General features: G+C 72.8%; 25 protein-coding genes and 1 tRNA gene. 19 read left to right on the plus strand and 7 right to left on the minus strand.

The genetic code is table 11. The features are described from left to right. Window positions 1-422: 422 nt before the first annotated feature. A complete protein-coding gene (locus ACFZBX_RS02195; protein WP_380758809.1) occupies window positions 423-1,043 on the plus strand; it encodes an HhH-GPD-type base excision DNA repair protein in 621 nt (206 codons plus the stop codon). 83 nt (window positions 1,044-1,126) lie between these two features. Next, window positions 1,127-1,399, plus strand: coding sequence for a DUF2087 domain-containing protein (locus ACFZBX_RS02200; RefSeq protein WP_391530915.1), 273 nt, complete (start codon window positions 1,127-1,129; stop codon window positions 1,397-1,399). A 24-nt stretch (window positions 1,400-1,423) separates the two neighbouring features. Here ACFZBX_RS02200 and ACFZBX_RS02205 read toward each other — a convergent pair whose 3' ends face one another. Beyond that, window positions 1,424-1,636 (minus strand): KTSC domain-containing protein, encoded by a 213-nt coding sequence (locus ACFZBX_RS02205; RefSeq protein WP_391530917.1) that lies wholly within the window; start codon window positions 1,634-1,636, stop codon window positions 1,424-1,426. A gap of 81 nt (window positions 1,637-1,717) precedes the next feature. After that, window positions 1,718-3,142 carry an MFS transporter gene (locus tag ACFZBX_RS02210; protein WP_391531046.1) on the minus strand — a complete coding sequence of 475 codons (1,425 nt, stop codon included), beginning with the start codon at window positions 3,140-3,142 and terminating at the stop codon, window positions 1,718-1,720. Window positions 3,143-3,322: 180 nt separating this feature from the next. Here ACFZBX_RS02210 and ACFZBX_RS02215 point away from each other — a divergent pair, with 180 nt between their 5' ends. Further along, window positions 3,323-4,285, plus strand: a complete 963-nt coding sequence (locus ACFZBX_RS02215) for a helix-turn-helix transcriptional regulator (protein ID WP_391530918.1) — start codon at window positions 3,323-3,325, stop codon at window positions 4,283-4,285. An 8-nt stretch (window positions 4,286-4,293) separates the two neighbouring features. Here ACFZBX_RS02215 and ACFZBX_RS02220 read toward each other — a convergent pair whose 3' ends face one another. Both ACFZBX_RS02220 and ACFZBX_RS02225 read right to left on the minus strand, forming a co-directional pair. Then, a complete protein-coding gene (locus ACFZBX_RS02220) occupies window positions 4,294-5,178 on the minus strand; it encodes a hypothetical protein (protein WP_391530920.1) in 885 nt (294 codons plus the stop codon). Window positions 5,179-5,183: 5 nt separating this feature from the next. After that, a complete protein-coding gene (locus ACFZBX_RS02225; protein ID WP_391530921.1) occupies window positions 5,184-5,702 on the minus strand; it encodes a YbhB/YbcL family Raf kinase inhibitor-like protein in 519 nt (172 codons plus the stop codon). Window positions 5,703-5,828: 126 nt separating this feature from the next. Between ACFZBX_RS02225 and ACFZBX_RS02230 the strand changes: the two genes are divergently transcribed. From ACFZBX_RS02230 to ACFZBX_RS02240, 3 genes are all read left to right on the plus strand, one after another. Next, window positions 5,829-6,521, plus strand: coding sequence for a rhomboid family intramembrane serine protease (locus tag ACFZBX_RS02230; protein ID WP_391530922.1), 693 nt, complete (start codon window positions 5,829-5,831; stop codon window positions 6,519-6,521). Window positions 6,522-6,609: 88 nt separating this feature from the next. Next, window positions 6,610-7,773: a hypothetical protein gene (locus tag ACFZBX_RS02235; protein WP_391530924.1), complete on the plus strand. Its 1,164-nt coding sequence runs from the start codon at window positions 6,610-6,612 to the stop codon at window positions 7,771-7,773. A gap of 108 nt (window positions 7,774-7,881) precedes the next feature. Continuing rightward, window positions 7,882-8,880, plus strand: coding sequence for a hypothetical protein (locus ACFZBX_RS02240; RefSeq protein ID WP_391530925.1), 999 nt, complete (start codon window positions 7,882-7,884; stop codon window positions 8,878-8,880). A gap of 27 nt (window positions 8,881-8,907) precedes the next feature. On the opposite strand, the gene ACFZBX_RS02245 is transcribed toward ACFZBX_RS02240, so the two are convergent. Next, entirely contained in the window at window positions 8,908-10,485 is a 1,578-nt protein-coding gene (locus ACFZBX_RS02245) for a helicase HerA-like domain-containing protein (RefSeq protein WP_391530927.1), read from the minus strand. 140 nt (window positions 10,486-10,625) lie between these two features. On the opposite strand from ACFZBX_RS02245, the gene ACFZBX_RS02250 reads away from it, so the two are divergent. Beyond that, complete coding sequence (locus ACFZBX_RS02250) at window positions 10,626-10,922, plus strand: type II toxin-antitoxin system VapB family antitoxin (RefSeq protein WP_030061387.1); 297 nt, start codon at window positions 10,626-10,628, stop codon at window positions 10,920-10,922. A 275-nt stretch (window positions 10,923-11,197) separates the two neighbouring features. Then, window positions 11,198-11,869 carry a LytR C-terminal domain-containing protein gene (locus ACFZBX_RS02255; protein WP_391530929.1) on the plus strand — a complete coding sequence of 224 codons (672 nt, stop codon included), beginning with the start codon at window positions 11,198-11,200 and terminating at the stop codon, window positions 11,867-11,869. A gap of 81 nt (window positions 11,870-11,950) precedes the next feature. On the opposite strand, the gene upp is transcribed toward ACFZBX_RS02255, so the two are convergent. Continuing rightward, a complete protein-coding gene (upp, locus tag ACFZBX_RS02260) occupies window positions 11,951-12,586 on the minus strand; it encodes a uracil phosphoribosyltransferase (RefSeq protein WP_355360658.1) in 636 nt (211 codons plus the stop codon). A gap of 174 nt (window positions 12,587-12,760) precedes the next feature. Here upp and ACFZBX_RS02265 point away from each other — a divergent pair, with 174 nt between their 5' ends. From ACFZBX_RS02265 to ACFZBX_RS02300, 8 genes are all read left to right on the plus strand, one after another. Beyond that, the gene (locus ACFZBX_RS02265) at window positions 12,761-12,997 is read left to right on the plus strand and encodes a hypothetical protein (RefSeq protein WP_380756775.1); all 237 of its coding nucleotides are present in this window, start codon (window positions 12,761-12,763) and stop codon (window positions 12,995-12,997) included. Between the two features lie 242 nt (window positions 12,998-13,239). Beyond that, window positions 13,240-13,788, plus strand: coding sequence for a hypothetical protein (locus ACFZBX_RS02270; protein WP_391530931.1), 549 nt, complete (start codon window positions 13,240-13,242; stop codon window positions 13,786-13,788). 65 nt (window positions 13,789-13,853) lie between these two features. Beyond that, entirely contained in the window at window positions 13,854-14,363 is a 510-nt protein-coding gene (gene tadA / locus ACFZBX_RS02275; protein ID WP_391530932.1) for a tRNA adenosine(34) deaminase TadA, read from the plus strand. 56 nt (window positions 14,364-14,419) lie between these two features. Beyond that, window positions 14,420-14,509: transfer RNA gene (locus ACFZBX_RS02280), tRNA-Ser, on the plus strand. Window positions 14,510-14,993: 484 nt separating this feature from the next. Further along, window positions 14,994-15,134: a hypothetical protein gene (locus ACFZBX_RS02285; RefSeq protein ID WP_320437731.1), complete on the plus strand. Its 141-nt coding sequence runs from the start codon at window positions 14,994-14,996 to the stop codon at window positions 15,132-15,134. Between the two features lie 60 nt (window positions 15,135-15,194). Then, window positions 15,195-15,488 carry a Dabb family protein gene (locus tag ACFZBX_RS02290; protein WP_053645680.1) on the plus strand — a complete coding sequence of 98 codons (294 nt, stop codon included), beginning with the start codon at window positions 15,195-15,197 and terminating at the stop codon, window positions 15,486-15,488. Between the two features lie 387 nt (window positions 15,489-15,875). Beyond that, window positions 15,876-16,658 (plus strand): RNA polymerase sigma factor SigF, encoded by a 783-nt coding sequence (locus ACFZBX_RS02295; protein WP_391531048.1) that lies wholly within the window; start codon window positions 15,876-15,878, stop codon window positions 16,656-16,658. A 179-nt stretch (window positions 16,659-16,837) separates the two neighbouring features. Then, window positions 16,838-17,692 (plus strand): RNA polymerase sigma factor SigF, encoded by an 855-nt coding sequence (locus ACFZBX_RS02300; protein ID WP_391530934.1) that lies wholly within the window; start codon window positions 16,838-16,840, stop codon window positions 17,690-17,692. A gap of 45 nt (window positions 17,693-17,737) precedes the next feature. Here ACFZBX_RS02300 and ACFZBX_RS02305 read toward each other — a convergent pair whose 3' ends face one another. Next, on the minus strand, window positions 17,738-18,574 hold the full coding sequence (locus tag ACFZBX_RS02305; protein WP_391530936.1) for a tyrosine-protein phosphatase: 837 nt from the start codon (window positions 18,572-18,574) through the stop codon (window positions 17,738-17,740). A 413-nt stretch (window positions 18,575-18,987) separates the two neighbouring features. On the opposite strand from ACFZBX_RS02305, the gene ACFZBX_RS02310 reads away from it, so the two are divergent. From ACFZBX_RS02310 to ACFZBX_RS02320, 3 genes are all read left to right on the plus strand, one after another. Then, on the plus strand, window positions 18,988-21,372 hold the full coding sequence (locus ACFZBX_RS02310) for a hypothetical protein (RefSeq protein ID WP_391530938.1): 2,385 nt from the start codon (window positions 18,988-18,990) through the stop codon (window positions 21,370-21,372). 106 nt (window positions 21,373-21,478) lie between these two features. Then, a complete protein-coding gene (pelF, locus tag ACFZBX_RS02315; protein ID WP_391530939.1) occupies window positions 21,479-22,984 on the plus strand; it encodes a GT4 family glycosyltransferase PelF in 1,506 nt (501 codons plus the stop codon). Then, window positions 22,981-24,495: a hypothetical protein gene (locus tag ACFZBX_RS02320; RefSeq protein WP_391530941.1), complete on the plus strand. Its 1,515-nt coding sequence runs from the start codon at window positions 22,981-22,983 to the stop codon at window positions 24,493-24,495. The genes pelF and ACFZBX_RS02320 overlap by 4 nt, the downstream gene beginning before the upstream one ends. Window positions 24,496-24,546: the final 51 nt, after the last annotated feature.

Below are 24,546 nucleotides of genomic sequence, written 5' to 3' on the forward strand. Positions count from 1 at the left end.
CCTCCGCCAAGAATGGTGACACGCACACCGCCAGGCCGAACGGGGATTGCGGGCGTTTCCCGTTTCCTCTTTTCCGGCGTGCCGACAAATTGGCTACTCGCCTTGCGGACAAACCGAGTTGCCCCCCGACCGGTGAATTCGCGACCCGGCCGCCCGCGGTCGAATGGCCTCGAACACCGAACCGCCCGCGCGACGGCACGCGCCCCCGCGCCGACCGGCGGGCCCGGCGGCCGGATCCGCCCAGGCCGGCCCTACTTGACCTCGGGTCAGGAGCGGGCCACGCCGCGGCACCACACGCTCCGGCAACGAACCACCCCTTGGTTCCAAGGAATCACCGGGTCATGGCGTGTTGACGCCGTCCCCTCCTCGCCCGTCCAGCAGACTGGGCGCGACCCGAGTCCACGCTCCGAGGAGGTCATCCCATGAACGTCACCGTGCGGCTCGCACAGCAGCCCGAGGCCGACGAACTGCTCGGACGGAGCCCGCTCGCCGCGCTCGTCGGGATGCTGCTGGACCAACAGGTGCCCATGGAATGGGCGTTCACCGGGCCGCTCACGATCGCGCAGCGGCTGGGCCACAAGGATCTCGACGCGCACGAGATCGCCACCTACAACCCGGAGGAGTTCGTCGCGCTGTTGTGCGAGAAGCCCGCCGTGCACCGGTATCCGGCGGCGATGGCGAAGCGCGTGCAGCAGCTCTGCCAGTTCCTGGTGGCGCAGTACGACGGGGACGCGGGCGCGCTGTGGAAGGACGTCGCGACCGGGCGCGAGCTGCTCAGCCGGCTCAACGCCCTTCCGGGGTTCGGGAAGCAGAAGTCGCAGATCTTCCTCGCGCTGCTCGGCAAGCAGTACGGCGTACGGCCGGAGGGCTGGCGGGAGGCGGCCGGGCTGTACGGCGAGGAGGGGTCGTTCCGCTCGGTCGCGGACATCACCGGCCCGGAGTCGCTGGAGCAGGTGCGCGCCACCAAGCAGGAGGTGAAGCGCGCCGCCAAGGAGGAGAAGGCCGCGAAGGAGGCCCAGGCGAAGGCCAAGGTCCGCGCCTGAGCCCCCGGGCGCGTGCCTCGGCCGCTCCGCCGCCGGCCGAAAACCCGTTGCCCGCGCGGCGTACCGCACGCGACGCTCGTCCCATGACCGACGCCGCCGCCCCCGCCGTGTCCGCGCTCTTCGCCCGCGACGGCCGCCTGATCGCCGTGCCGCGGCGGGCCGCCCGCCGTGCCCAGCTGCTCGACCACCTCGCCCGTACGCTCTTCGAGCCGGACCGCTCCTACACCGAGCCCGAGGTCAACGACGCGCTGCGGACGGTCCACGACGACTTCCCGGCCCTGCGCCGCCACCTCGTCGAGGGGCGGCGCCTCACCCGCGCCAAGGACGGCAGCAGCTACCGGCGCGCCGCGGCGTAGCGTCCGCCGCGCCCGGGCCCGCCCTCAGCGCAGCCGCCGCCAGTCGTAGCGGTCGCGGATCTCCCGGACGAAGTAGCGCCCGCGGCTCCCGGCCGCCATCAGTTCGCGGTGCACCCGCCCCGGCACGGCCAGGTACGCGTAGACGCCGCCGGCCGTGAACTCCAGCTCCAGCACGCGCCGCGCGGCGTCGTACCCGACCGAGCGCAGCGCCGAGGAGTCCACCGGCGTACGGTTCATCGCCCTCCCAGTGTGCGCACGTCGGCCCCGGCCGCGCATGCCGCGCGACCGGGGCCGACGTGGTCCGCAGGACTCGGCGCCCTACGCCAGGACCGGCTCCCGCTCGGCCTCCTCGACGGCGGCCGGGACGGCGTGGCCGGCGTCCTTGCGCCGCCCGGGCAGCGCGAACATCAGCAGGAACACCACCCCGAGCACCCCCAGCACCCACCACATCGCGTGCTGGAACGCCCCGACGAACGGCTCACCGGCCACCGTCCCGTCCGGCACCGCGCCGAAGAACGCCACCGACACCAGGCCCAGGCCGAGCGCCAGGCCCACCTGGTTGACCGTGTTGATCAGCCCGGACGCCGACCCGGCGTGCTCCCGCGGGACCTCCGCCAGCACCGCGTCCGTGATCGGCGCGACGATCAGGCCCATCCCGACGCCCATCACCACCAGCGGCAGCGCCATCTGCCAGGGCGAGATGCCGGTGCCGTACCGGTGCGCCTCCCCGATGTAGACGAGCACGCCGAGCGCCATCACCAGCGCGCCCGCCTGGAGCACCTTGCGCCCGAACCGGGGGACGAGCCGCTGCACGGAGACGCCGGCCGCCGTCGAGACCGCGATCGAGAACGGGATGCCGGTCGCCCCGGCCTTCAGCGGGCTCCAGCCGAGGCCCAGCTGCATGTAGAGGGTCCAGACCAGGAAGAAGATCCCGGAGACCACGCCGAAGGTCAGCTGGACGCCGATGCCCGCCGCGAAGGACTTCACCCGGAACAGCGACAGCTCCACCAGCGGCGAGCCGTCCCGCCGGGTCTTCACCCGCTCGTAGGCGACGAACAGCGCGAACACGGGCAGGCTGCCGGCCATCGTCAGGTGGCCCCAGAGCGGCCAGCCGGCCTCCCGGCCGTGGGTCAGCGGGTAGATCAGCATCAGCAGTCCGGCGCTGGCCAGCAGCACGCCCGGCAGGTCGAGCCGCAGGGCCCGCTCGGCCTTGGACTCGCCGATGAAGACCCGGCCGAGCAGCAGGCCAGCGATGCCGACCGGCAGGTTGATCAGGAAGATCGGACGCCAGCCGAGGCCGAAGAGGTCCCACTCGGTCAGCAGCGCGCCGATCAGCGGGCCGCTGACCGCGCCGAGCCCGACCACCGCGCCGAACAGGCCGAACACCTTGCCGCGCTCCTCCGCCGGGAAGGTCGCGTGCACGATCGACAGCACCTGCGGCACCATCAGGGCCGCCGTCCCGCCCTGGAGGATCCGCATCGCGACCAGCATCTCGGGGCCGCTCGCGAGCCCGCACAGCGCCGAAGCGATCGTGAAACCGGCTATGCCGACCAGGAACAGCCGCTTGCGGCCGTGGATGTCACCCAGCCGGCCACCGGTGATCAAGCCGATCGCGAAGGCCAGCGCATACCCGCCGGTCACCCACTGGACGGCGGAGAACGACGCGCCCGTGGACTCCTGGATGCTCGGGATCGCGATGTTCACGATCGTGACGTCCACCAGGTCCATGAACGAGGCCGTCATCACGATCGCCAGCGCGATCCACCTCCGCCGGTCCGCCACCCGGTCCGCCACCGGGTCCGCCACATCGGCCCTGTCCTTGCCCACCACACGCTCCTCGTCGCCGTTCCTCGTCAGCACGCCGGCGAAACTACGGGGCATCTAGGTCAGGTCCTGACCGCTACTTCCGGCACCCTGGTTCCCATGACGGACACTCCGGCACGACTCCTCAGCCTGCTCTCCCTCCTCCAGACCCCGCGCGAGTGGCCCGGCAGCGAGCTCGCCGACCGGCTCCAGGTCAGTCCCCGCACCATCCGCCGCGACATCGACCGGCTGCGCGAGCTCGGCTACCCGGTCGAGGCCACCATGGGACCGGTCGGCGGCTACCGGCTGGTCGCGGGCACCGCGATGCCGCCGCTGCTGCTCGACGACGAGGAGGCCGTGGCCATCGCGGTCGGCCTGCGCGCGGCGGCCGGACACACCGTGGTCGGCATCGAGGAGGCCTCGGTGCGCGCCCTCGGCAAGCTGCTCCAGGTGCTGCCCGCCCGGCTCCGCCACCGGGTCGCCACCCTCGACCGGGCCACCCTCCCGCTGCTCGGCGGCGACGGCCCGACCGTCGACCCTGAAGACCTCACCGTGCTCGCGGGCACCGTCACCAACCGCGAACGCCTGCGCTTCGGCTACCGGGCCGGCGACGGCGCCCAGACCCGGCGCCAGGTCGAACCGGAGCGGCTGGTCTCGGCCGGCCGCCGCTGGTACCTGGTCGGCTTCGACCTCGACCGGGACGACTGGCGGCTGTTCCGGGTGGACCGGATCAGCGAGCCGTTCGCCACCGGCGCCCGCTTCACCCCGCGCCCGCTCCCCGCCGAGGACGCCGCCGCGTACGTCGCGGGCAAGCTCCGCCGCCAGTCCCCCACCCCGACCCTGGACGCCACCCTCCACCTGCCCGCCGACGAGGTCCGTCACCGCCTCGGCGGCTACGGCGACGCCGACGAGATCGTGCCGGTCGACGAACGGAGCTGCCGCTTCCGCTCGCACACCGACGCCCTCGACTGGCTGGCCGTGCGCCTGCTCATGCTCGGCTGCGAGTTCGAGGTCCACTCACCGCCGGAGATGCACACCCGTCTCCGCGACCTCGCCGGCCGCGCGGCCCGCGCCGCCGGCTGACGATCGGCTCAGGCCTCCACCCGGTACCAGGCGTCGCCGGCCCGGAACCACAGCACGCCGTCCCGCCCGTACGCGCGCTCCTGGTCGAGCGCCCCGGGGAGCCGGAGCACACCGCGGCGCCGCTCCGCCCACCGGTCGCCGGCCGTCCGCCCGTACCAGGCCAACTCGCCGCCCAGGGTGAGGAAGACGCCCCGGTCGCCGGTGATCGCGAAGCCCAGCGGTTCCCGGAACGGGGACGGCACACTGCGCGAGATCCCGGCGGCCGGGTCGATCCGGGTGAGGAAGCCGACCAGTTCCTCCGAGTACCAGGCCAGCCAGGCCGCCTTGTTCTCGGTCGCCGCGGCCAGGCCCTCCAGCGGCCACTCGGGCAACTCGCCCTTGCCCGGGCGCCAGACCACCCGCCCGCCGGTGTCCGTCCCGATCAGTCCGGGGTGGGCCAGGGGGTGGTCGCCGTAGACGCCCTCGTCCCCGAAGGCCATCCAGATCCGGCCGTCGCGGTCGGTGGTGAGCGCCTGGAGGTCGTCACCGAGCGCGAGATCGCGGACCGGCCGTCCCTCGTCGTCGAGGACCACCGCGTTCGGCGACGTGTCGTCGTCCCCCCGACCGGCGCGGTGCGCGGCGACCAGCACCCGGTGGCCGGGCAGCAGCGCCAGATGCCCCGGCTCGACCGGCACCTGGACGAGCGACCGCCGCCGCTCGCCCCGGGCGGTCACCGTGACCAACTCCCCGTCGAACGGCGGCAGCACGGACCGGCCCTGCCCGTCCACCAGCAGCACCGCGAGAGCGCCGTCCGGACCGACCGTCCAGGCCACCGCCCGACGGCCGGCCCGGACGTCCTGCTCCGGCAGCCGCCACACCTCGGCGGCCGGGACGGTGGCCGGAGCCTTCGGCATCCGGGTCAGACCCCGTACTCGGCCGTGATGACGGCGCGCGCCAGGGTGTGGAAGGTGATGTTGAAGCCGACCTGGGCCGGCGGCGTGTCGGCCGAGACCTCCAGCGCGTCCACGTCGAGCGCGTGCACCGCGAAGGCGTAGCGGTGGGCCGGCCCGGGCGGCGGGGCGGCGCCGTCGTACTTGTTGCCCGGGAAGTCGTTGCGCCCGTGGAACGAGCGCTCCCCCGGCAGATCGGCGTCCGAGGCCCCGGCACCGCGCGCCAGCCCGGCGGTGTCGGCCGGCAGGTTGAGCGCCAGCCAGTGCCACCACCCGGACCCGGTCGGGGCGTCCGGGTCGTAGCAGGTCACGGCGATCGAGCGGGTCCCCTCCGGCAGCCCGGCCCAGGCCAGCTGCGGCGAGGCGTTGGCCCCGCCGTAGCTGAACTCCTCGGCCAGCGTCCCGCCCTCGGTGATGTCCTCGCTGGTCAGCGAGAAGGACGGCACCTGCGGCAGGAACTCGTACGGCAGCGGCGGACGCACGCTCATGGAGGGTCACCTCTCGGCACGGCGGGAAGGGGGCTGTCCGGGCCCGGATTCGGGCCGGCGGACAGGATGCACAGGATTCACCTTAGTGGGGTGACCAACCACCTTTCCCGGCCCTACAGTCGGGTTATGTCCCCGCGATTCGCCCGTCTGCTCCGCGACTCCCGCGCCGCGCTGTTCACGATGCTCGGTGCCCTGGCCGCCATCTGGGCGGTGCAGGTGGCGAACTGGCTCGACGACTACCGGCTCTCCTACGAGTACGGGGTGAGCTCCGGGCGGCTGGACGAGCTGCCGGACGTGCTCACCATGCCGTTGCTGCACTTCGGTTGGGACCACATCGAGGCCAACTCCTGGCCGCTGTTCGCGTTCGGGTTCCTGGCCGCGTACCGGGGGATGAAGCGGTTCCTGCTGGCGACGGTGCTGATCGTGGTGTCCAGCGGGCTCACGGTGTGGTTCTTCGAGCGGCCCGACGTGGTGACGGCGGGGGCCAGCGGGGTGGTGTACGGGTACTTCGGCTACGTGGTGCTGCGCGGGGTGTTCGACCGCAATCTGGTGGACACCGCGATCGGTGTGGTCGTGGCCGCGGTGTACTCGTACCTGCTGCTGGGCGTGCTGCCGAGCGCGCAGGGCGTCAGCTGGCTGGGCCACCTGGGCGGTCTGGTCGGCGGACTGGCCGGTGCCTGGCTGCTGCGCAACCGGGGAGACCGGGGCAACCGGGAAGACCGGGACGGACGGACGCCGAAGGGCGCCCCGACGTCGGCCGCCGCCCCGGCGAGCCCGGGTTCCGCGCTGCTCAAGGAGCTCGACGACCTGGGCATCTGAGACCGGCGCCGCCGATGCCAGGTATAGACCATTCCCGCACCCGCGGTTAGCGTGAGCGGGCACCCGCCCCCTGCTCCGGAGCCGCACCGTGGAGTCGTCCGTCCTCGCCTTCGCCACCGACCTCCTCGACGAGGGCGCCGACACCTTCTTCGGCAACCTCACCGACCGGGCCGGGGTCGGCGGCGTCACCCTCGCCTCGGTCTACCACGAGGCCCGCGACGTCTTCCCGCACAACCCCCGCCGGGTGATCCGCTACCTGGAGCCGGGCGCCGCCTACTTCCGGCCCGACCCGGCCCGCTGGTCCGGGCGGCGGCTGCGGCCCGCGCCGTCCACCGCGATCGGTGAGCGCGACCCGTTCGCCGAGGCCGCCGAGGAGGCCCGCCGGCGCGGTCTGAAGCTGCACGCCTGGACGGTGTTCTGCCACAACGACCGGCTCGGCTTCGAGCACCCGGACTGCGCACCCGCCAACGCCTTCGGCGACCGCCACCTCACCGAGCTGTGCCCGGCCCACCCCGAGGTGCGCGAGTACGCCCGCACCCTGGTGACGGAGCTGGCCCGGTACGGCGTGGACGCGATCCGGGCGGAGTCGCTGCACTTCCACGGCCTGCGCCACGGCTACCACCACGAGCGCTACTTCGAGGAGCTGGGCGCGGCCGCCGAGGCGCTGCTCGGACTCTGCTTCTGCGCCCACTGCCGGGCGGCCGCCGTCCGCGCGGGCGTGCCCGCCGACGAGGTGGCCGAGGCCGTCCGCGCCGAGCTGCGCCGCCGGCTGGCCGACGACGCGGCCGCCGCCGAGCCGGCCGCGCTGGACGGACTCGCGGACGGCGCCGTCGCCGCCTACGTGGACGCCTCGGCGGCGACGGTGACCTCGCTGGCCGCCGAGCTGGCCGAGGAGGCGGCACGCCACGGCATGCGGCTGACCTTCATGGACGGCGGCGGCCCCGGCACCGGATGGCTGTCCGGGATCGACCTGCCGGGGCTGGCGAAGGCCGCCCACCAGATCGAGACGCTCGGCTACGCGCGCACCCCGGCGGAGGTCCGGGAGAAGGTCGCCGCCTTCGCCCTGCACGGGGTGCGCCCGCAGGACATGGCGGTGATCCTGCGTCCGATGGCGTCGGACTGCGACGGTCCGGCGAACCTCGCGGCGAAGATCGACGTGCTGCGCGGGCTGGGCGTGCCGGAGGTCGAGTTCTACCACTACGGCCTGATGCGGCTCTCCTCCCTCGACCGGATCGGCGCCGCGCTCGGCTGATCTCTGTCCGGATTCGATCGATCAGTTGCGCGAAATGATCCTGACCATGCCAATATCCGGACCCTAAGCTCCCCCTCAGTCGTGATCATCCGACGAGGGGGAGCACCCATGTCCACACCACGGATCACCCGCCGCGGCCTGCTCACCGGAGCCGCCGGCACCGCCGGGGCCGCCGCGCTGGCCACCGTCACCGGAGCCGGCGAGGCCGCCGCCGCCACCGTCCCGCCGCCCAGCCCGTACACCCTCAGGCTGCCGCACCAGATCGAGGCCGAGGCGCTGGTCGACAATCTGCGCCTGCGCCCCTGGGAGCACCTCGCCAACCGCTACAAGAAGGCCGGCGAGTTCGAGGACGTCCCCACCAGCGTCCGCTGGGGCACCGCCGGCCACCCGGAGGACTTCTCCAACCTCTCCCAGTGCTCCTCGTTCCTCACCCTGGTGCTCCAGCGCGCCTACGGCACCGCGCCCACCGCACCGGCCGGCACCCCGATGCCCTGGGGCGACTACAGCTACGGCTGGGCCACCCGGGAGTACTTCCAGCAGCACTTCATCAAGGACCCCGCCAACCCCAACCCCTACCCGACCGCGGAGAAGTACCAGCAGGCCTTCCTGGACACGGCCTCGCTCCCGCACTTCACCCGCGTCACCAAGCCGGTGAACCTGCGCCCCGGCGACCTGGTGGCCCTCGACTACCACCCGGACGAGGACAACACCAAGCCCTACACCGGGCACATCGTCATGATCCGCGAGCGCAAGGGCACCTGGTCCGACCCGGTGGTGGACGCGAAGATCGGCCGCCCGGTCGTCCCGTACGTCTTCGAGGTCATCGACTGCACCAGCGACCCGCACGGAAACCCGGCCCTCGGCGGCACCGCCACCGACCTCTTCCGGGCCTTCCCGGACAGCCGGATCGAGGAGGTCCCGGCCACCACCGGCTCCTCCACCTGGAAGGAGCACGACGGCGTCGGCTACGGCCACATGGTGTTCTACGCGGACGCCGACACCAAGCTGTTCGCCGGCTACCGCTGGAGCCTGAACACCACGGTGCCGCGCCCGGTCTCCGAGCGTCCGATCTCGGCCGGACGGGTCTGGCTCGTCGACGGCATCTGAGCGGCGTCCGAACCGGGCGGGAGCACGTCACCTGCGCCGCCGGGACGTCCCGAACAGGCTCCGGGAGATCTCCCTCCCGAGCTGCGTCCCCGCGGAGCGGGCGAAGGACTTCAGCGCCGGGTTGCCCAGCAGCGCACCGAGCAGCCCGGCGCCCTCCTTCTCCCGCCGCTCCTCCCGCTCCCCGGCCTCGCGGCGCGCCTCCGGCACCGGCTCCCCCGCAGGCACCGGCACCGGCTCCGCCGGCGGCCGGGCCGCCCGCGCCGCCAGCTTCTCGTACGCCGACTCCCGGTCCACCGCCTCCCGGTACGCCGCCGTCAGCGCCGATCCGTCCACCGCCGCCCGCAGCGCCGCCGGGTCGAGCGGCCCCATCAGCGACTGCGGCGCCCGCAGCCTGGTCGCCGCGACCGGCGTCGGCGCGCCCTTCTCGGACAGCACCGTGACCACCGCCTCACCGGTCCCCAGCGAGGTCAGCACCTCCCCCAGGTCGTACGCGGGCGACTTCGGGAAGGTCGACACGGTCGCCTTGAGCGCCTTGGCGTCGTCCGGGGTGAACGCCCGCAGCGCGTGCTGCACCCGGTTGCCCAGCTGCGCCAGCACGTCCCCCGGCACGTCCTTCGGCGTCTGGGTGACGAAGAAGATCCCCACCCCCTTGGAGCGGATCAGCCGCACGGTCTGGGTGATCGCCTCCAGGAAGGCCTTGGAGGCGCCCTTGAACAGCAGGTGCGCCTCGTCGAAGAAGAAGACCAGCTTCGGACGGTCGAGGTCCCCGACCTCGGGCAGCTCCTGGTAGAGGTCGGCGAGCAGCCACATCAGGAAGGTCGAGAACAGCCGCGGCCGGTCCTGCACCGCGGGCAGCTCCAGCACCGAGACCACGCCCCGGCCGTCCGCGGAGAGCCGCAGCAGCTCGGCGGTGTCGAACTCCGGCTCGCCGAAGAACGCCCCGGCGCCCTCGTTCTCCAGCAGGGTGAGCGAGCGCAGGATCACCCCGGCGGTGGCGGCGGAGAGCCCGCCGACGCCCTTCAGCTCCTCCTTGCCCTCGGGCGAGGTGAGGAAGGTGATGACCGCCGTGAGGTCCTTGAGGTCGTACAGTTCCAGGCCGCGGCGGTCGGCGTAGTGGAAGACCAGGCCGAGCGAGGCCTCCTGGGTCTCGTTCAGCTCCAGCACCTTGGCCAGCAGCAGCGGCCCGAAGCTGGTCACGGTCGCCCGCAGCGGGATGCCGGTGCCCTGGCCGCCGAGCGCGTAGAACTCGGCGGGGCAGCCGCGCGCCTGCCAGTCCTGGCCGACCTCGGCGGCCCTGGCGGCGGTCCGCCCGCCCGGCTCGCCGGGCGCGGCCACCCCGGAGACGTCGCCCTTGATGTCGGCGAGGAACACCGGCACGCCCTGGGCGGAGAGCTGTTCGGCGATCAGCTGGAGGGTCTTGGTCTTGCCGGTGCCGGTGGCCCCGGCCACCAGCCCGTGCCGGTTGAGCACCCCGAGCGGCACCCGCACCGGGGCGCCGGGGTACGCGGTGCCGTCCAGCAGCACCGCGCCGAGATCCAGCGCGGGCCCGGTGAAGGCGTACCCGTCGGCGATCTCCCGGACGGCGGACGGAACAGCAGCGGACATCGGACGACCCTCCAGCCGCACGGGACCTACACGACATTTCCCATGAAACAGCCGCAATCCCCCGCCCGCAGCCCGTACCCGTGCGCGTGGCGGCGTCGCGGCTGCTGCGCCATCCGCCGTCCGAACGGTAGGCTTTCCGTGTGATCTTCAAGCGCATCGGCAATGGGCGGCCGTACCCGGATCACGGCCGTACCAGCACCCGCCAGTGGGCGGACGTCGCCCCGCGCCCGGTGCGACTGGACCAACTGGTGACCACCAAGGGACAACTGGATCTGGAAACCCTCCTGGCGGAGGACTCCACCTTCTACGGGGACCTCTTCGCGCACGTCGTGAAGTGGCACGGTGACCTGTACCTGGAGGACGGACTGCACCGCGCGGTCCGCGCCGCGCTCCAGCAGCGCCAGGTGCTGCACGCCCGTGTCCTCGAAATGGAGTGACCGGGGGCCGGACGGCCGGCCCGTACGCGTCCGGACCGCCCCGCGGCTGCTTTCCGCGGGGCGGTCCGTTCGTACCCGGGTGCGGTCGCGGTGCCGCCATTCGGGTACCGGCGTACTCCCGATGATGATCGTTTAGTACCTTCACCGCTGTACGGCACTAATCTGCTGACTACGGCCGCGACCGCGACCGCGTGACACCGCGTTCGTGTGGCACCGCGCCCGGCCCACCGTCACCCGATCCCCGCCCTGGCACGAGGGGGAGACAAACCGTGAGCATGTTGACTCCCCAAGGCCTGAAGGGGAAGCAGTACCGGATCACCGGCAACTCGTACCCGCGCCTGGGCCGCCCGCCGAAGAAGAGCCGCAAGGTGTTCGCACTGATCGCCGCGGTGCTGGCGCTGGCCCTGATCGGGCTCGGCGGCGTCCAGCTCTGGGACATCTTCAGCGGCAAGGGCAAGAACGCCTCCGCCGAGGCCTGTGCCACCCCGTCCGGCAAGCCGCTGGCCGCCCCGGCCCCCGAGCCGGCGCCGACCGTGCCGGGCTCGGCCGCCGCCCCGATCGACCCCAAGGCCGTCCCGCAGCCGGCGGCGGTCACCGTGAACGTCTACAACGCCACCGCCAAGGCCGGCCTGGCCGCCCGCACCGCCGAGGAGCTGCAGAAGCGCGGCTTCGTCATCGGCAAGGTCGGCAACGCCCCCGCGGAGCTGGACAAGAAGGTGCCCGGCACCGCCCAGGTGATCGCCGGCCCGGCCGGCGCCGGGGCGTCCACCCTGGTCGGCTCGGTGATCGCGGGCGCGACCAGCACCGCCGACGCCCGGACCGACGGCACCGTGGACTTCGTCATCGGCGACAGCTACAACGCGCTGCTGGACGAGGCCCAGGCCGCCGCCGCGCTGGCCCTGGCCACCAAGCCGGTCCCCGCCCCGAGCGGCACCGGCAGCTGCTGAGCGGCTCCCCGCGCACGGACGACGAAGCCCCCCGGCGGCGCGCCGGGGGGCTTCGCGACGTTCGCGGGGAACGGCGGGGGCTCAGCCCGCGGTGCCGTACAGCCGGTCGCCGGCGTCGCCGAGGCCCGGGACGATGTAGCCGTTCTCGTTCAGCCGCTCGTCGACGGCCGCGGTGACCACGGTGACCGGCAGGCCGGCCAGCTCGCGCTCCATCACCGCGACGCCCTCGGGGGAGGCCAGCAGCACCACGGCGGTAACGTCGGTGGCGCCTCGCTCGATCAGCATCCGGATCGCCGCGACCAGCGTGCCGCCGGTGGCCAGCATCGGGTCGAGCACGTACACCTGGCGGCCGGAGAGGTCGTCCGGCATCCGGGTGGCGTAGGTGGAGGCCTCCAGGGTCTCCTCGTTGCGCACCATGCCCAGGAAGCCGACCTCGGCGGTCGGCAGCAGCCGGGTCATGCCGTCCAGCATGCCGAGGCCGGCCCGCAGGATCGGCACCACCAGCGGGCGCGGGTAGGACAGCCGGGTGCCGGTGGTCACGGCCACCGGGGTGGTGATCTCCACCTCGTCGGTGCGGACGTCCCGGGTGGCCTCGTACGCGAGGAGGGTCACCAGCTCGTCGGTCAGGCGACGGAAGGTCGGCGAGTCGGTGCGCTCGTCGCGCAGGGTGGAGAGCTTGTGGGCGACCAGGGGGTGGTCGACGACGTGGATCCGCATGCATCGAGGTTAGCCCGGCTCCGGACGCCCGTACGACACGCCGTGCCAGGCCGGGCCGCGGGCCGACCCGCACGGGTGCCGCCTCCGCCGTGACGCGCCGTGACGGGACGAGAATGTCCGGACGGATCGGCCTCCTGTGGTATCAACCCGGCCGATCTGGGAAAGTCAGGTCCTATGACGAGCAACCCGAACCCCGGGGACGGCTCGGCGGACGGGGCCGCGGCCTCGTCGGGCGACCGCTCGGGTCCGCCCCCGGACCGCCCGGAGACCGAGGCGGAGCGCCGCAGGCGCCGCGCCGTCTTCCTGCGCGAGCTCACCGAGGCCCGGGAACTGCGTGAGCGGGTGCAGCCCCGCCGGACCAAGGAACGGCGGATGCGCGAAGCGATGCGGATGCGAACCTTCCGGTTCTGACGGGCCCTCCACGGCTTCTCCACACGCCCGCTGCCGGCCGGCCCCTGTACACCGTCCGGCGGCCAACCCTTCCGACACGACCTGCAAAGACGCGCTGCAGAACACCCCCCGCAAAGCCGTGCTTTCTGTCACGATTCCGATGGGACGGTCCGAACAGCGGACCGCCTCTGGCGCGGGGGCGGCCAGTTCCGCGCCGCCCGCGAGCGCCGACAGCCGAGACCGAGATCTTGGGAGTGTCCCTGGTGGCGTACTTCGCTGCAGTGCTTGCTCGCACCGAGGACGGGTGGGATGTGAGCGAGACGGAGCTCGACGACGTCGAAACCCTCGCCGACCTGGCCGATCTGGCCCGTGAGGCGACCCAGGACGACGACAGCGTCCTGGTCTTCATCGAACAGGAGGACGCCTGGTTCGCCATCGTCCGGGTGGACGGCGAGGAGGACCCGCGGATCTTCGTGTCGGACGGCGCCGCCGCCGCCCGCAGCTCCTACGGCTCCGTCCTCACCGACGAGCTGGTGGACCAGGCCGGCGAGAGCGAGTTCGGCGACCTCGACAACCTGGTCGCCGAGCTGGAGGACGGCGCGCAGGCCGAGGAGCAGGAGGACGACGAGGACGGCGACGGCCGCGGCGGCGTCCCGGTCGGCCCGCTCGGCGACGCCCACCTGCTGACCGAGTTCGGCCTCGCCGCCGACGCGCTGATCGCCCTCAGCGGCGAGGGCGCGGTGCCCGGCGACGCCCTGGAGGAGATCGCCGAGGCGCTCGGCTGCGGCGAGGTCCTGGAGGCCGTCCGGTAACGCGCCGTGTCCGCCGCCCGGAGGGCCGGACCGCCGGACCGCCGCCATGCCCGACACTGGATGCCATGCAGTCCGTCCGCCCGATCCCGCCGCTGCCCGCTCCCGTCCGCCCCGACCCGGTCCGTGACCGCTGGGCGGCGCCGATGCGCCTCGCCGTCGCCGAGGCCGCCCTGGCGCCGGCCACCGGTGACGTGCCGGTCGGGGCGCTCGTCCTCGGCCCGGACGGCGAGGTCCTCGGCCGGGGCCACAACGAGCGCGAGGCCGTCGGCGACCCGACCGCCCACGCCGAGGTGGTCGCCGTCCGCGAGGCGGCGGCGAAGCTCGGAGCGTGGCGGCTGAGCGGGTGCACGCTGGTCGTCACCCTGGAGCCGTGCACGATGTGCGCGGGCGCGATCGTGCTCTCCCGGATCGACCGCGTGGTCTACGGCGCCCTCGACGAGAAGGCCGGCGCGGCCGGCTCGCTCTTCGACGTGATGCGCGACCGGCGGCTGAACCACCGCCCCGAGGTGATCGGGGGCGTCCTCGCCGACGAGTGCGGCGAGCAGCTGCGCGCCTTCTTCGACACCCACCGCTGAGCCCGCCGCGGGAACGGATTTCGTTCCCGCGCCACCCGTCCGGTAGAGTTCCCCTCGGTAGCGTGTCCGAGCGGCCAAAGGAGCACGCCTCGAAAGCGTGTGTGGGGGCAACTCCACCGTGGGTTCGAATCCCACCGCTACCGCCAGCAAGCCCGAAGGGCCCGTCCGGTGAACCGGACGGGCCCTTCGGCGTTCCCGCGCACCCTCGGACGCGGAAAGGGCTCCGTACCCGTCGGCCGATGACCACCAACGCCTGTCGAGTACGGAGCCTGGAAGAGGGGGAGCGGTTCGGGGGGACTGACCGCTCCCCCGGCGGAGTCCCACAACCGGGGCCGCGTCGGGGGGAAGCCGCGGCGCCCGGTCCCACAGCGGGGATCTCCGGATCCACGTACCTGAGATTCCTGCCAGATCCTCGGTACATCAACCATCCTGCCGCGCCCCGCCGGGCCGGGCACCCGGAGAAAGGCCCCACCCGCGGGGACCTTCGTCCCGGCAGGTGAACGCGTCGCACACTTGATAGGCCGTCCGGGTGGATAAGCTGCCCGTTGCACGGGCCGCTCGGGGACCGAGCGACGGCGGCCCACAGCGGGGAGGAAGGTCAACCGGATGGCACAGGCGAAGAAGATCGGAATGGTCCTCCTGCTCATCTTCGTGCTCTACACGATCATCACCTCGCCCGCCCGCGCGGCCGAGCTGGTCCAGTTGGGGTTCGAAGGCATCTCGAACGCCGCCAAGGCGGTCGGCACCTTCATGACCGGCCTGGTGAAATAGCCAGGACCCCACCGGCTACGGTGGGCCCGACACCCGACCCCGTCCGCGAGGAGCGGCACCGTGATCCGCCATCTGGTCCTGTTCAAGCTCAACGAAGGCGTCAGCAAGGACGACGAGCGCGCGCTCGCCGGCGCCAAGGCCTTCGCCGAGCTCGGCCCGGTCGTTCCCGAGCTGCGCGAGTGGGAGTGCGGCTGGAACACCACCGACCGCGACATCGCCCACGACTACGCCATCAACAGCCTGGTCGAGGACCGCGAGGCGCTCCAGGCGTACCTCACCCACCCGGCCCACCAGGCCGCGGCCGCCCAGTGGCGCGAGTTCGCCACCTGGGTGATCGCCGACATCGAGGTCTGAGTCCGGCGGCCCGTCCGCGACGCCCCCGGCCCGGCCGGCGCGTCCCCCGGACGGCCCGCGGCGCCCCGCCCGGTATTCGGGCGGGGCGCCTTGCTCTGTCCGGGAACGACCCGCCCGCCGCACCGCCGCCGCGGCCGGCGGGGTCCGGACGGCGTACCAACACACCTCCACGTGGTACTTGCCCGACGTACGCCCGCCTTGTGATGCTATGACCGGTTTTGCCGGACATGGCGAGGGCGGTGAACGAGACGCGACACCCGGTCCGCAGTTCCCACCGTTGTCGACTTTGGGAGGGGTGACGTGTCCGTGCGGACACCAGGGAGCGCACCGGACGACGAGGTGCTGGCCGCCGTGATCAGCCCGGCCGGCGAGCTCCGCCCGGACGGCCTGCGCGGTCCCGGCGGCCGCCCCGCCGTCGACGTCCGCACCCTCACCCGGGTGCTCTTCGAGCGGCTCGCCGAGCTGCCCCCCGGCACCCCCGAGCGCGAGCGGGTCCGGGCCGCGCTGATCGAGGTCAACATCCCGCTGGTCCGCTACGCCGCCACCCGGTTCCGCAGCCGCAGCGAGCCGATGGAGGACGTCGTCCAGGTCGGCACCATCGGCCTGATCAACGCCATCGACCGGTTCGACCCCGAGCGCGGCGTCCAGTTCCCCACCTACGCGCTGCCCACCATCCTCGGCGAGATCAAGCGCTACTTCCGGGACAACGTCCGCACCATGCACGTCCCGCGCCGGCTCCAGGAGCTGTGGGTGCAGGTCAGCGGCGCGATGGAGGAGCTGACCGTGCTGCACGGCCGGGCCCCCAAGGTGCCGGAGATCGCCGCCAGCCTGCGCATCCCCGAGGAGGACGTCCGGGCCTGCCTGGACGCCGGGCGGGCCTACAACGCGGCCTCGCTGGAGGCCGCCCAGGAGCACGAGGGCGGACTGGCGCTGCTCGACCGGCTCGGCTACGAGGACTCCGCGCTGGCCGAGGTCGAGCACCGGGACATGGTCCGCCACCTGCTGGTGCAGCTGCCCGAGCGGGAGCGCCGGATCGTCATGCTGCGGTTCTTCGCCAATCTGACCCAGTCCCAGATCAGCACCGAGCTGGGGATGTCCCAGATGCACGTCTCACGGCTGCTGTCGCGGATCCTCACCAGGCTGCGGACCGGCAACTCCTGGGAGGACTGACCCCGCGGGCGGCCCCGTTACGGACTGATAGCGGCGCGTCACCGCCGTGTGACATCTTGCGACCCTCGGGTTTGCCGGGGACCGTGAGCCGGTATGCAGGGTGGGAGGGGCCGGACACGGGCGCGGGAACGTTCCGAGGACGGCACCCGTTGGACCGTCAGTCACAAGGGGGTGGGTGCATGTCCTCGGATGTGGACACTGCGGAGATCCACGCTGCACCGGCCGGCGCGGCGGAGATCCCGCTCCAGCGCGCCGAGACCGCGCCGGACGCCGGGCTCGACACCCGGACGCTCTCCCGCTCCCTCTTCGGGCGGCTGGCCGCCCTCGACCCGGGCAGCGCCGAGCACACCTATGTGCGCGACACCCTCATCGAGCTCAACCTGCCGCTGGTCCGCTACGCCTCGGCGCGCTTCCGCAGCCGCAACGAGCCGATGGAGGACATCGTCCAGGTCGGCACGATCGGCCTGATCAAGGCGATCGACCGGTTCGACCCGGAGCGCGGGGTCGAGTTCCCGACCTTCGCGATGCCGACGGTGGTCGGTGAGATCAAGCGCTTCTTCCGGGACACCAGCTGGTCGGTGCGGGTGCCCCGGCGGCTCCAGGAACTGCGGCTGGCGCTCACCAAGGCCGGCGACGAGCTCTCCCAGCGGCTCGACCGCTCCCCCACCGTGGCCGAGCTGGCCACCTGCCTCGGCGTCAGCGAGGAGGACGTGGTGGAGGGCCTGGCGGTCGGCAACGCCTACACCGCCAGCTCGCTGGACTCCAGCCCGAGCGAGGAGGACGGCGAGGGCCCGCTGGCCGAGCGGCTCGGCTACGAGGACCTCGCGCTGGAGGGCGTGGAGTACCGGGAGTCGCTCAAGCCGCTGCTGGCCAAGCTGCCGCCGCGCGAGCGCCGGATCATCATGCTGCGGTTCTTCGGCAATCTGACCCAGTCGCAGATCGGCGAGGAGATCGGCATCTCGCAGATGCACGTCTCCCGGCTGCTGACCAAGACCCTCACCCAGCTGCGCGAGGGCCTGACCGCCGAGGGGTGAGCCGGACGGGCCCCCGGGAGCCACGGCTCCGCGGCGGGGTTCGCCTCAGGGTGCCAGCAGATTGGCCCGCAGGCCCGCCAGGACGGCCTCGTCCAGACCCAGGCCGTCGGCCCAGAACGCGCCGAAGTCCGGCCAGCCGGCCTCGACCTCCTCGAACGCCGCTTCCAGGTAGCGGCGTTCGGCCCGGAGCACCGGCAGCAGCAGCTCCGGTTCGAGCATCAGACCGCCGGTGCGGAAGCCTTCGAGGACCGCCTCGACGACGACGGCGGAACGCTCGTTGGTGAGCAGATAGTCCGTCACCACCGTCTCCCGGTCGACGCCGAGCGCGGTCAGCAGCACGGCCGCCGTCCAGCCGGTGCGGTCCTTTCCGGCCGAGCAGTGGAACAGCAGCGGCGCGCCGCCCGGATCGGCCAGCAGGCGCAGCACGGCGGCGAACCGTTCGCGAGCGATCCGATCGGTGACGAACCACCGGTAGAGACCGGTCATCATGGCATCCGCGCGGCCGGCGCCGAGCAGGGTCCGCTGTTTGTCCGGATCACGGTCGGCGAGCGCCTCGCGCAGCGTCGCGTAGATGTCGAAGTCGGCCGCGAACACCGGCAACTGATGCAGCGACATACCGTCGGCGATCCGGTCCGGACCGGCCTCGCGGACCTCGTCCGGACTGCGCAGGTCGACGATCCGCCGCAGGCCCAGCCCGGTCAGCCGGCCCAGGTCCTCGTCGGTGAGCCGGTTGAGGCCGTCGCTGCGCAGGACGACGCCGGCCCGGAGCACCAGCCCCTCGGCGGTGCGGTAACCGCCCAGGTCGCGGGCGTTGACGGCACCGAGCAGGCCCAGGCTGCGGGCGGTCTGAATCGCGGTGGTTTCGATCTGCTGCTCGGTCACTCGACGGCCTCCATTGGATATTCGGACGGTGACGTTGCACAACCCTGAGCGATATTGCATGAACCTGCCCACCAAAACGGCAGGATGTGCAAGAGTGTCACGGGCAACGCCGCCAGTGTAGGGTCCGGTTCGTCCGTCGGATCGCACGATGGGTGAGCAGCGGTAACGCTAGGTTCCGGGTTTTAATTCTTAATTCATTATTTGCGCAGCCGGTACGGTTTCGGCCACAATCGGCGCCCTCATGGCCTGACCATGAACGTTGGTAACAGATTCGCTGCACTCCTGCCCATTCGGTCCGCCCTGCCGTGGAAGTTCAAGCAGGATGGGCGCCGGGGCAGCCTGCTGCCCGCGAACAGCTACAGGGCAGGTTGACGCCGGCAGCGGAGCGCCCTGCCCAGGGGAGGAAAGTCAACATGGGTCGAGCGACCCGGAGAGTTGCCGCCTGCGCGGCGGCCGTTCTGCTGGCCGGGGGCCTGCAGTCGTCCCTCGCGCACGCCACCACCACCACGCCCCGTATCGACCTCACGGTCCTGGTGATCAGCGACGGCGGGCCGGCGACGGCCGCGATCGCCGCCGAGCTCAAGAGCCAGGGCACGCCGTACCGGCTCGTCGACCTCAACGACGGCAACCGGCCGGTGATCGACGCGGCCTTCCTCAGCGACACGCTGAACGGCCAGCCGCGCGGCAAGTACCAGGGCATCGTGCTGCCCAACGACAACCCGTTCGCGGCCGGCTCCGCCGAGATGACCGCGATCGCGGCGTACGAGGCGGCGTTCGGCGTCCGCCAGGTCGACGCGTACACCTACGCCCGTCCCGACGTCGGCCTGAACTGGGCGGTCAACCCGGGTTACATGGGCACCCTGGACGGCTTCCAGGGCCAGGTCACCACGGCCGGCCTGAGCGGCCCGTTCAACTACCTCAAGGGCAGCGTCCCGTTCGAGGACAACGACCCGGCGGTCTCGGAGAGCTACGGCTACCTGGCCACCCCGCTGGCCACGCTGCCGGCCGGTTCCAGCTTCACCCCGCTGGTCGAGGTGCCGATCCCGAACAGCACCGCCAAGGGCTCGCTGGTCGGCGAGTACCAGCACGCCGGCCGCAAGGAACTGGTCGTCACCTTCGTCTACAACCAGTACCAGCAGCAGTACCGCCTGCTGGCCCGCGGCATAGTCGACTGGATAACCCAGGGCGTCCACCTGGGCTACGACCGCAACTACTTCGCGGCCCACGTCGACGACGTCTTCCTCGCCGACGACCGCTGGGACACCGTGCTCAAGTGCACCCCCGGCGACGTCACCTGCCCGCCCGGGACCCCGGAGACCGCCAACCCGATCCGGATGACGGTCGCCGACGCGCAGTACGCCAAGCAGTGGCAGCTGGACCACGACTTCACGCTGGACATGGTCTTCAACGGCGGTGGCAGCGAGGACTGGAAGTCCGACCACGAGACCACCAGCGACCCGGTGGTCGACCAGATGGTCGCCGACCAGACCAGCTACCGGTGGATCAACCACACCTTCACCCACCCGTACCTGGGCTGCCTCCAGAACGTCACGGTGGTCCCGTGGGTGTGCACCAAGACCACCTCGGGCAGCACCGTCTGGGTCGACCAGGCCACCATCAGCGCCCAGATCAAGGACAACCTGGATTGGGCGGCCGCCCGCGGCCTCCAGCTGGACAAGACCGAGCTGGTCACCGGCGAGCACTCCGGCCTGCTGACCGCCCCGCAGGAGACCAGCGACAACCCGTTCCTGGCGCCCGCGCTGGCCGCCAACGGGGTCAAGTGGACCGCCAGCGACGCCTCCCGCGAGTCCGCCCAGCGGGCCGTCGGCGCCGCGCTGACCGTGCCGCGGTACCCGATGAACATCTTCTACAACGCCGCCACGGCGAAGGAGGAGACGGACGAGTACAACTGGATCTACACCAGTGTGGCCAACGGCGGCAGCGGCGTCTGTGAGGTCAACGCCAACTCCACCTGCCTGTCGGCCCCGCTGGACGTCAACACCGGCTACCAGTCGTACATCGTGCCGCTGGAGGCCCGGATCGACCTCGGCCACGTGCTGAACAACGACCCGCGGCCGCACTTCATCCACCAGTCGAACCTGTCCGAGGACCGGATCGTCTACCCGGTGCTGGAGCGGATCCTCTCCACCTACCGCTCGCTGCACGCCGCCAACGCCCCGGTCGTGAACCTCGGGCAGAAGGAGACCGGCCAGGAGTTCCAGCGCCGGGCAGCCTGGAACGCCGCCATCGCCTCCGGCCAGGTCACGGCCTACCGCGTCGGTGACACCGTCAGGGTGGACGCCCCGGCCGGCGTCCAGATCCAGGCCACCATGCCGACCGGCACCGTCCAGCAGCTCGCCATCGGCACCACCGGCTTCGGCACCGCCTACGCGGGCTCGCTCTCCGGCTGGGTCAAGCCCGGCCAGCTGCAGAGCGGCGTCCAGCTGACGCTGCCCGCCGCGGGCACCCCGGCCGCCCCGTCCGGCACCGGCCCGGCCGCCGCGGCCAAGTCCGTCCCCGCCCCGGCCCCGGCCGACGCCCTGGTCGTCCCGCAGGGCACCGTGGACGCCGTCCCGGTCGGCCCGGGCGACACCGACCGCACCGACGCGCCGACCCTGGTCCCCGGCAGCGGGGCCCCGGTGGCAGGCAAGGACGTCGTTGCTGGTACGACTTCCGGTACGGCGAACGCCGACGGGAAGGCGGCCGGCCACGGCGGCGTCCCGCAGCAGCACGGCAAGGCCTCCGGGGGGAAGGCCGAGCCCGCCAGGAAGACCGCCGGTCAGGCCGGCACCCGCTAGACAGGTGAACCCGGTGGCGGACCGCAGTGCGGCGGCCGCCACCGGCACCACCCGACCCGGCCGGATCGGCCGGGGGCTTGAGGCAAGAACAGGAGGGGGGACACTGATGCGCGTCACCCTGCTCACCGAGGGGACGTACCCGCACCAGCACGGTGGTGTGAGTGTCTGGTGCGACCAGCTCGTGCAAGGCATGCCGGACGTCGACTTCGACATCATCGCCGTCACCGGCACCGGCCACGAACCGTTGGCCTGGGAACTGCCCGCCAATGTGCGGTCGGTGACCACCGCCCCGCTGTGGGGCCCGGCCTCGGAGGCGAAGGCGCCGCGCGGCAAGGAGATGCGCCGCTTCCTCAACGCCTACGAACGGTTCCTGCACTCCCTCCTGGACCCGGTGTACACCACCCACTTCGGCACCGAGCTGTACGGCTTCGCCGACCTCGCCCAACGCGGGCTGCTCAGCCCGGCGCTGCGCAGCGAGCGCGCCCTGCGCACCCTCCAGCACGTCTGGACCCGCGACTACCTGTCCACGGCGGTGTCCCGGCCCACCATGCACGACGCGCTGAACGCCACCGACCTGCTGGAGCACGCGCTGCGCCCGCTCTCGGTCGAGCCGCCGCGCGACGGCGTGGCGCACGCCGCGAGCGGCGGTCTGGCCACCCTTCCCGGGCTGATATCCGCTCAGCAGTTCGGCGTACCGTTTCTCCTCACCGAGCACGGCATCTACCTGCGCGAGCGCTACCTCGGCTACCGCACCGGCCCCTACCGCTGGCCGGTCAAGGCGCTGCTGCTCGGCTTCTACCGGATGCTCGCCGAGGAGAGCTACCGGCGGGCCGCGCTGGTCACCCCCGGCAACCGGTACAACCGGCGCTGGGAGGAGCGCGGCGGGACCCCCTCCACGCACATCCGCACCGTCTACAACGGCGTCGACCCGGCGGCCTTCCCGCCCGCCGGGCCGGAGCCCGAGACCCCGACGCTCAGCTGGGCCGGCCGGGTCGACCCGATCAAGGACCTGGAGACGCTGATCCGCGCCTTCGCGATCGTGCGGCGCGAGATACCCGACGCCCGGCTGCGGCTGTTCGGCGGCACCCCCAAGGGCGGCGAGGCCTACCGCGAGGCCTGCGAGGCGCTGGCCGCCGAACTCGGCACCGGCGACTCGGTGGTCTTCGAGGGCAGGGTCGCGGACATCACCGACGCCTACGCGGCCGGGAACGTGGTGATGCTCTCCTCGATCAGCGAGGGCTTCCCGTTCACCCTGATCGAGGCGATGTCCTGCGGCCGCTCCACCGTCTCGACCGACGTCGGCGGCGTGCGCGAGGCGGTCGGCGACACCGGCCTGGTCGTCCCGCCGCGTGAGCCCGAGCCGATGGCCGCGGCGGCGATCGAGCTGCTGCGCGACCCGGAGCGCCGGGCCCGGCTCGGCGAGCAGGCCCGGCTGCGGGTGATCGAGCAGTTCACGCTCCGCCAGAACATCGACGGCTTCCGCGGCATCTACACCGAACTGCTGGGCACCGCCCGCTGGTTGCCGGAGGGCGTGGTCGCCGTCACCGACGGACCGCCGGACCCGGACCGGCCGCAGCCGGCCGACCACGAGCGCAGCGAGGTGACGGCATGAGCGGGCCGCTGCGTCTCGTTCCGAACGAGGCCGACGAGACCGTCCAGCTGCGCGTCCTGCCGCTGAAGCGGCGCCGCCCGACGCTGCCCGCGCAGCGCCCCGGGCCGGGGACGGAGCAGCTCGACCTCTCCCCCGACCCGCTGGACGAACTCGCCGAGCGGCTGCAGGACATCTGCGCCGACGCCGTCCACCCCTACGAGATCGCGGCCTTCCTGGAGGCCGACGGCCTCTCCGACGAACAGGCCGGACTGCTGTACGGCCGCCCCGACGCGTTCACCGTCGCCGAGGAGCTGTTCGAACGGGTCGAGCGCCGCTACCCGGGACCGAGCGCCGAGTTCGCCAACCCCTGGCGGGCCGACCCCTGGCGGTGCGTCGTGCGCGGCCTGGTGTTCGCCCTGCCAGGCCTCGGCTACCTGCTCGGCGCCAACCTGTTCGCCGCCGACCGGATGCGCTTCGGACTGCCCTCGGGCATGCTCGCGCTGTCCGTCGCGACCCTGGCCAGCTGGTCGTGGAACCAGGCGCTGGCGCACCGCGCGTACGCCTGGCTCGGCCGCGGCCGGCGCCGGTCGTCCGCCGCCTGCCTGGCGATCGGGGCACCGGTCGGCGCGCTGGTGTCGGCCACCGCCGGATACGTGGTCGGCGGTCCGCTGGGGGCGCTCTGCTTCGCCGCCGGGCAGTCCGGCTACCTGGCGGCGGCGACCGTGCTGCTGGTGCTCGGCCGGGAGAAGTTCCTGCTGCTGGCGCTGGCGCCGTCGGCGGTCGGCGCGGGCGTGGTGCTCGCCGTCGACGTGCCGCAGACCGTCCGCACCGCGGTGCTGCTGGCCTCGCTCGGCCTGGCCGTCGGGCTCGCCGCCCGGGAACTGCTGCGCTTCCGGCGCGCCGAGGCGGAGCCCGTCCCGCTGCGGCTGCCGCTGCACAAGGAGATCCCGCACCTGCTGTTCGGGCTCGCGGTCGGCACCCTGACCATGATCGCCGGCCTCGGGGTGACGGTCCACCAGGCGGTGCGCACCGGCAGCGCCGAGGGCGCCTCGGCCAGCCCGACCGGGCCGGCCATGATCGCCCTGACGCTGAGCCTCGGCCTCGCCGAGTGGCTGCTCTTCCGCTACCGGGCGATGGCGGTGGCCGCGCTGCGCACCAGTCACACCCCGGTCGAGTTCGCCCGCCGCACCGGCGGCGTGCTGCTCGGCTGCCTCTTCATCTACCTCACCACCGTGGCCGCCCTCGACGCCGCCGCCACCGTGCTCTGGCCCGGCGCGCCCGCGCTGGGCGTCCCGGAGCTCGGCGCGCTGCTGCTGCTCGGCGGCTCGCTCTGGCTGGCGCTGCTGCTGAACGCCTTCGGGCTCAGCTGGAGCACCGCCCTCATCTGTCTGGCAGCCGCGGGCGCCGAGTGCGCCGGACTGCTGACCGGTACGGACCCGACCGTCCTGCAGCTGATCGGCTGCGGGGCCGCGGCCGCCGTCCTCACCGCCACCGCCGGGCCCGTGCTCGGCCGCACCACCAAGCACCGCTGACACCGGCACCGCTGACACCGGTACCGCTGACCAGCTGAACAGCGCACCACG

The organism is Kitasatospora sp. NPDC008115 (assembly GCF_042957205.1).
In the GTDB taxonomy this organism is placed as follows: domain Bacteria; phylum Actinomycetota; class Actinomycetes; order Streptomycetales; family Streptomycetaceae; genus Kitasatospora.

What these genes read in the sequence shown, in the direction of transcription:
- ACFZBX_RS02230 (WP_391530922.1), top strand. Translation starts at nt 5,829, where the DNA reads ATGTCCCCGCGATTCGCCCGTCTGCTCCGCGACTCCCGCGCCGCGCTG.
- ACFZBX_RS02285 (WP_320437731.1), top strand. Translation starts at nt 14,994, where the DNA reads ATGGTCCTCCTGCTCATCTTCGTGCTCTACACGATCATCACCTCGCCC.
- ACFZBX_RS02245 (WP_391530927.1), bottom strand. Translation starts at nt 10,485, where the DNA reads ATGTCCGCTGCTGTTCCGTCCGCCGTCCGGGAGATCGCCGACGGGTAC.
- ACFZBX_RS02205 (WP_391530917.1), bottom strand. Translation starts at nt 1,636, where the DNA reads ATGAACCGTACGCCGGTGGACTCCTCGGCGCTGCGCTCGGTCGGGTAC.
- ACFZBX_RS02225 (WP_391530921.1), bottom strand. Translation starts at nt 5,702, where the DNA reads ATGAGCGTGCGTCCGCCGCTGCCGTACGAGTTCCTGCCGCAGGTGCCG.
- ACFZBX_RS02320 (WP_391530941.1), top strand. Translation starts at nt 22,981, where the DNA reads ATGAGCGGGCCGCTGCGTCTCGTTCCGAACGAGGCCGACGAGACCGTC.
- ACFZBX_RS02215 (WP_391530918.1), top strand. Translation starts at nt 3,323, where the DNA reads ATGACGGACACTCCGGCACGACTCCTCAGCCTGCTCTCCCTCCTCCAG.
- ACFZBX_RS02210 (WP_391531046.1), bottom strand. Translation starts at nt 3,142, where the DNA reads ATGACGGCCTCGTTCATGGACCTGGTGGACGTCACGATCGTGAACATC.
- ACFZBX_RS02300 (WP_391530934.1), top strand. Translation starts at nt 16,838, where the DNA reads ATGTCCTCGGATGTGGACACTGCGGAGATCCACGCTGCACCGGCCGGC.
- pelF (WP_391530939.1), top strand. Translation starts at nt 21,479, where the DNA reads ATGCGCGTCACCCTGCTCACCGAGGGGACGTACCCGCACCAGCACGGT.
- ACFZBX_RS02195 (WP_380758809.1), top strand. Translation starts at nt 423, where the DNA reads ATGAACGTCACCGTGCGGCTCGCACAGCAGCCCGAGGCCGACGAACTG.
- ACFZBX_RS02255 (WP_391530929.1), top strand. Translation starts at nt 11,198, where the DNA reads ATGTTGACTCCCCAAGGCCTGAAGGGGAAGCAGTACCGGATCACCGGC.
- tadA (WP_391530932.1), top strand. Translation starts at nt 13,854, where the DNA reads ATGCAGTCCGTCCGCCCGATCCCGCCGCTGCCCGCTCCCGTCCGCCCC.
- ACFZBX_RS02240 (WP_391530925.1), top strand. Translation starts at nt 7,882, where the DNA reads ATGTCCACACCACGGATCACCCGCCGCGGCCTGCTCACCGGAGCCGCC.
- upp (WP_355360658.1), bottom strand. Translation starts at nt 12,586, where the DNA reads ATGCGGATCCACGTCGTCGACCACCCCCTGGTCGCCCACAAGCTCTCC.
- ACFZBX_RS02265 (WP_380756775.1), top strand. Translation starts at nt 12,761, where the DNA reads ATGACGAGCAACCCGAACCCCGGGGACGGCTCGGCGGACGGGGCCGCG.
- ACFZBX_RS02220 (WP_391530920.1), bottom strand. Translation starts at nt 5,178, where the DNA reads ATGCCGAAGGCTCCGGCCACCGTCCCGGCCGCCGAGGTGTGGCGGCTG.
- ACFZBX_RS02200 (WP_391530915.1), top strand. Translation starts at nt 1,127, where the DNA reads ATGACCGACGCCGCCGCCCCCGCCGTGTCCGCGCTCTTCGCCCGCGAC.
- ACFZBX_RS02310 (WP_391530938.1), top strand. Translation starts at nt 18,988, where the DNA reads ATGGGTCGAGCGACCCGGAGAGTTGCCGCCTGCGCGGCGGCCGTTCTG.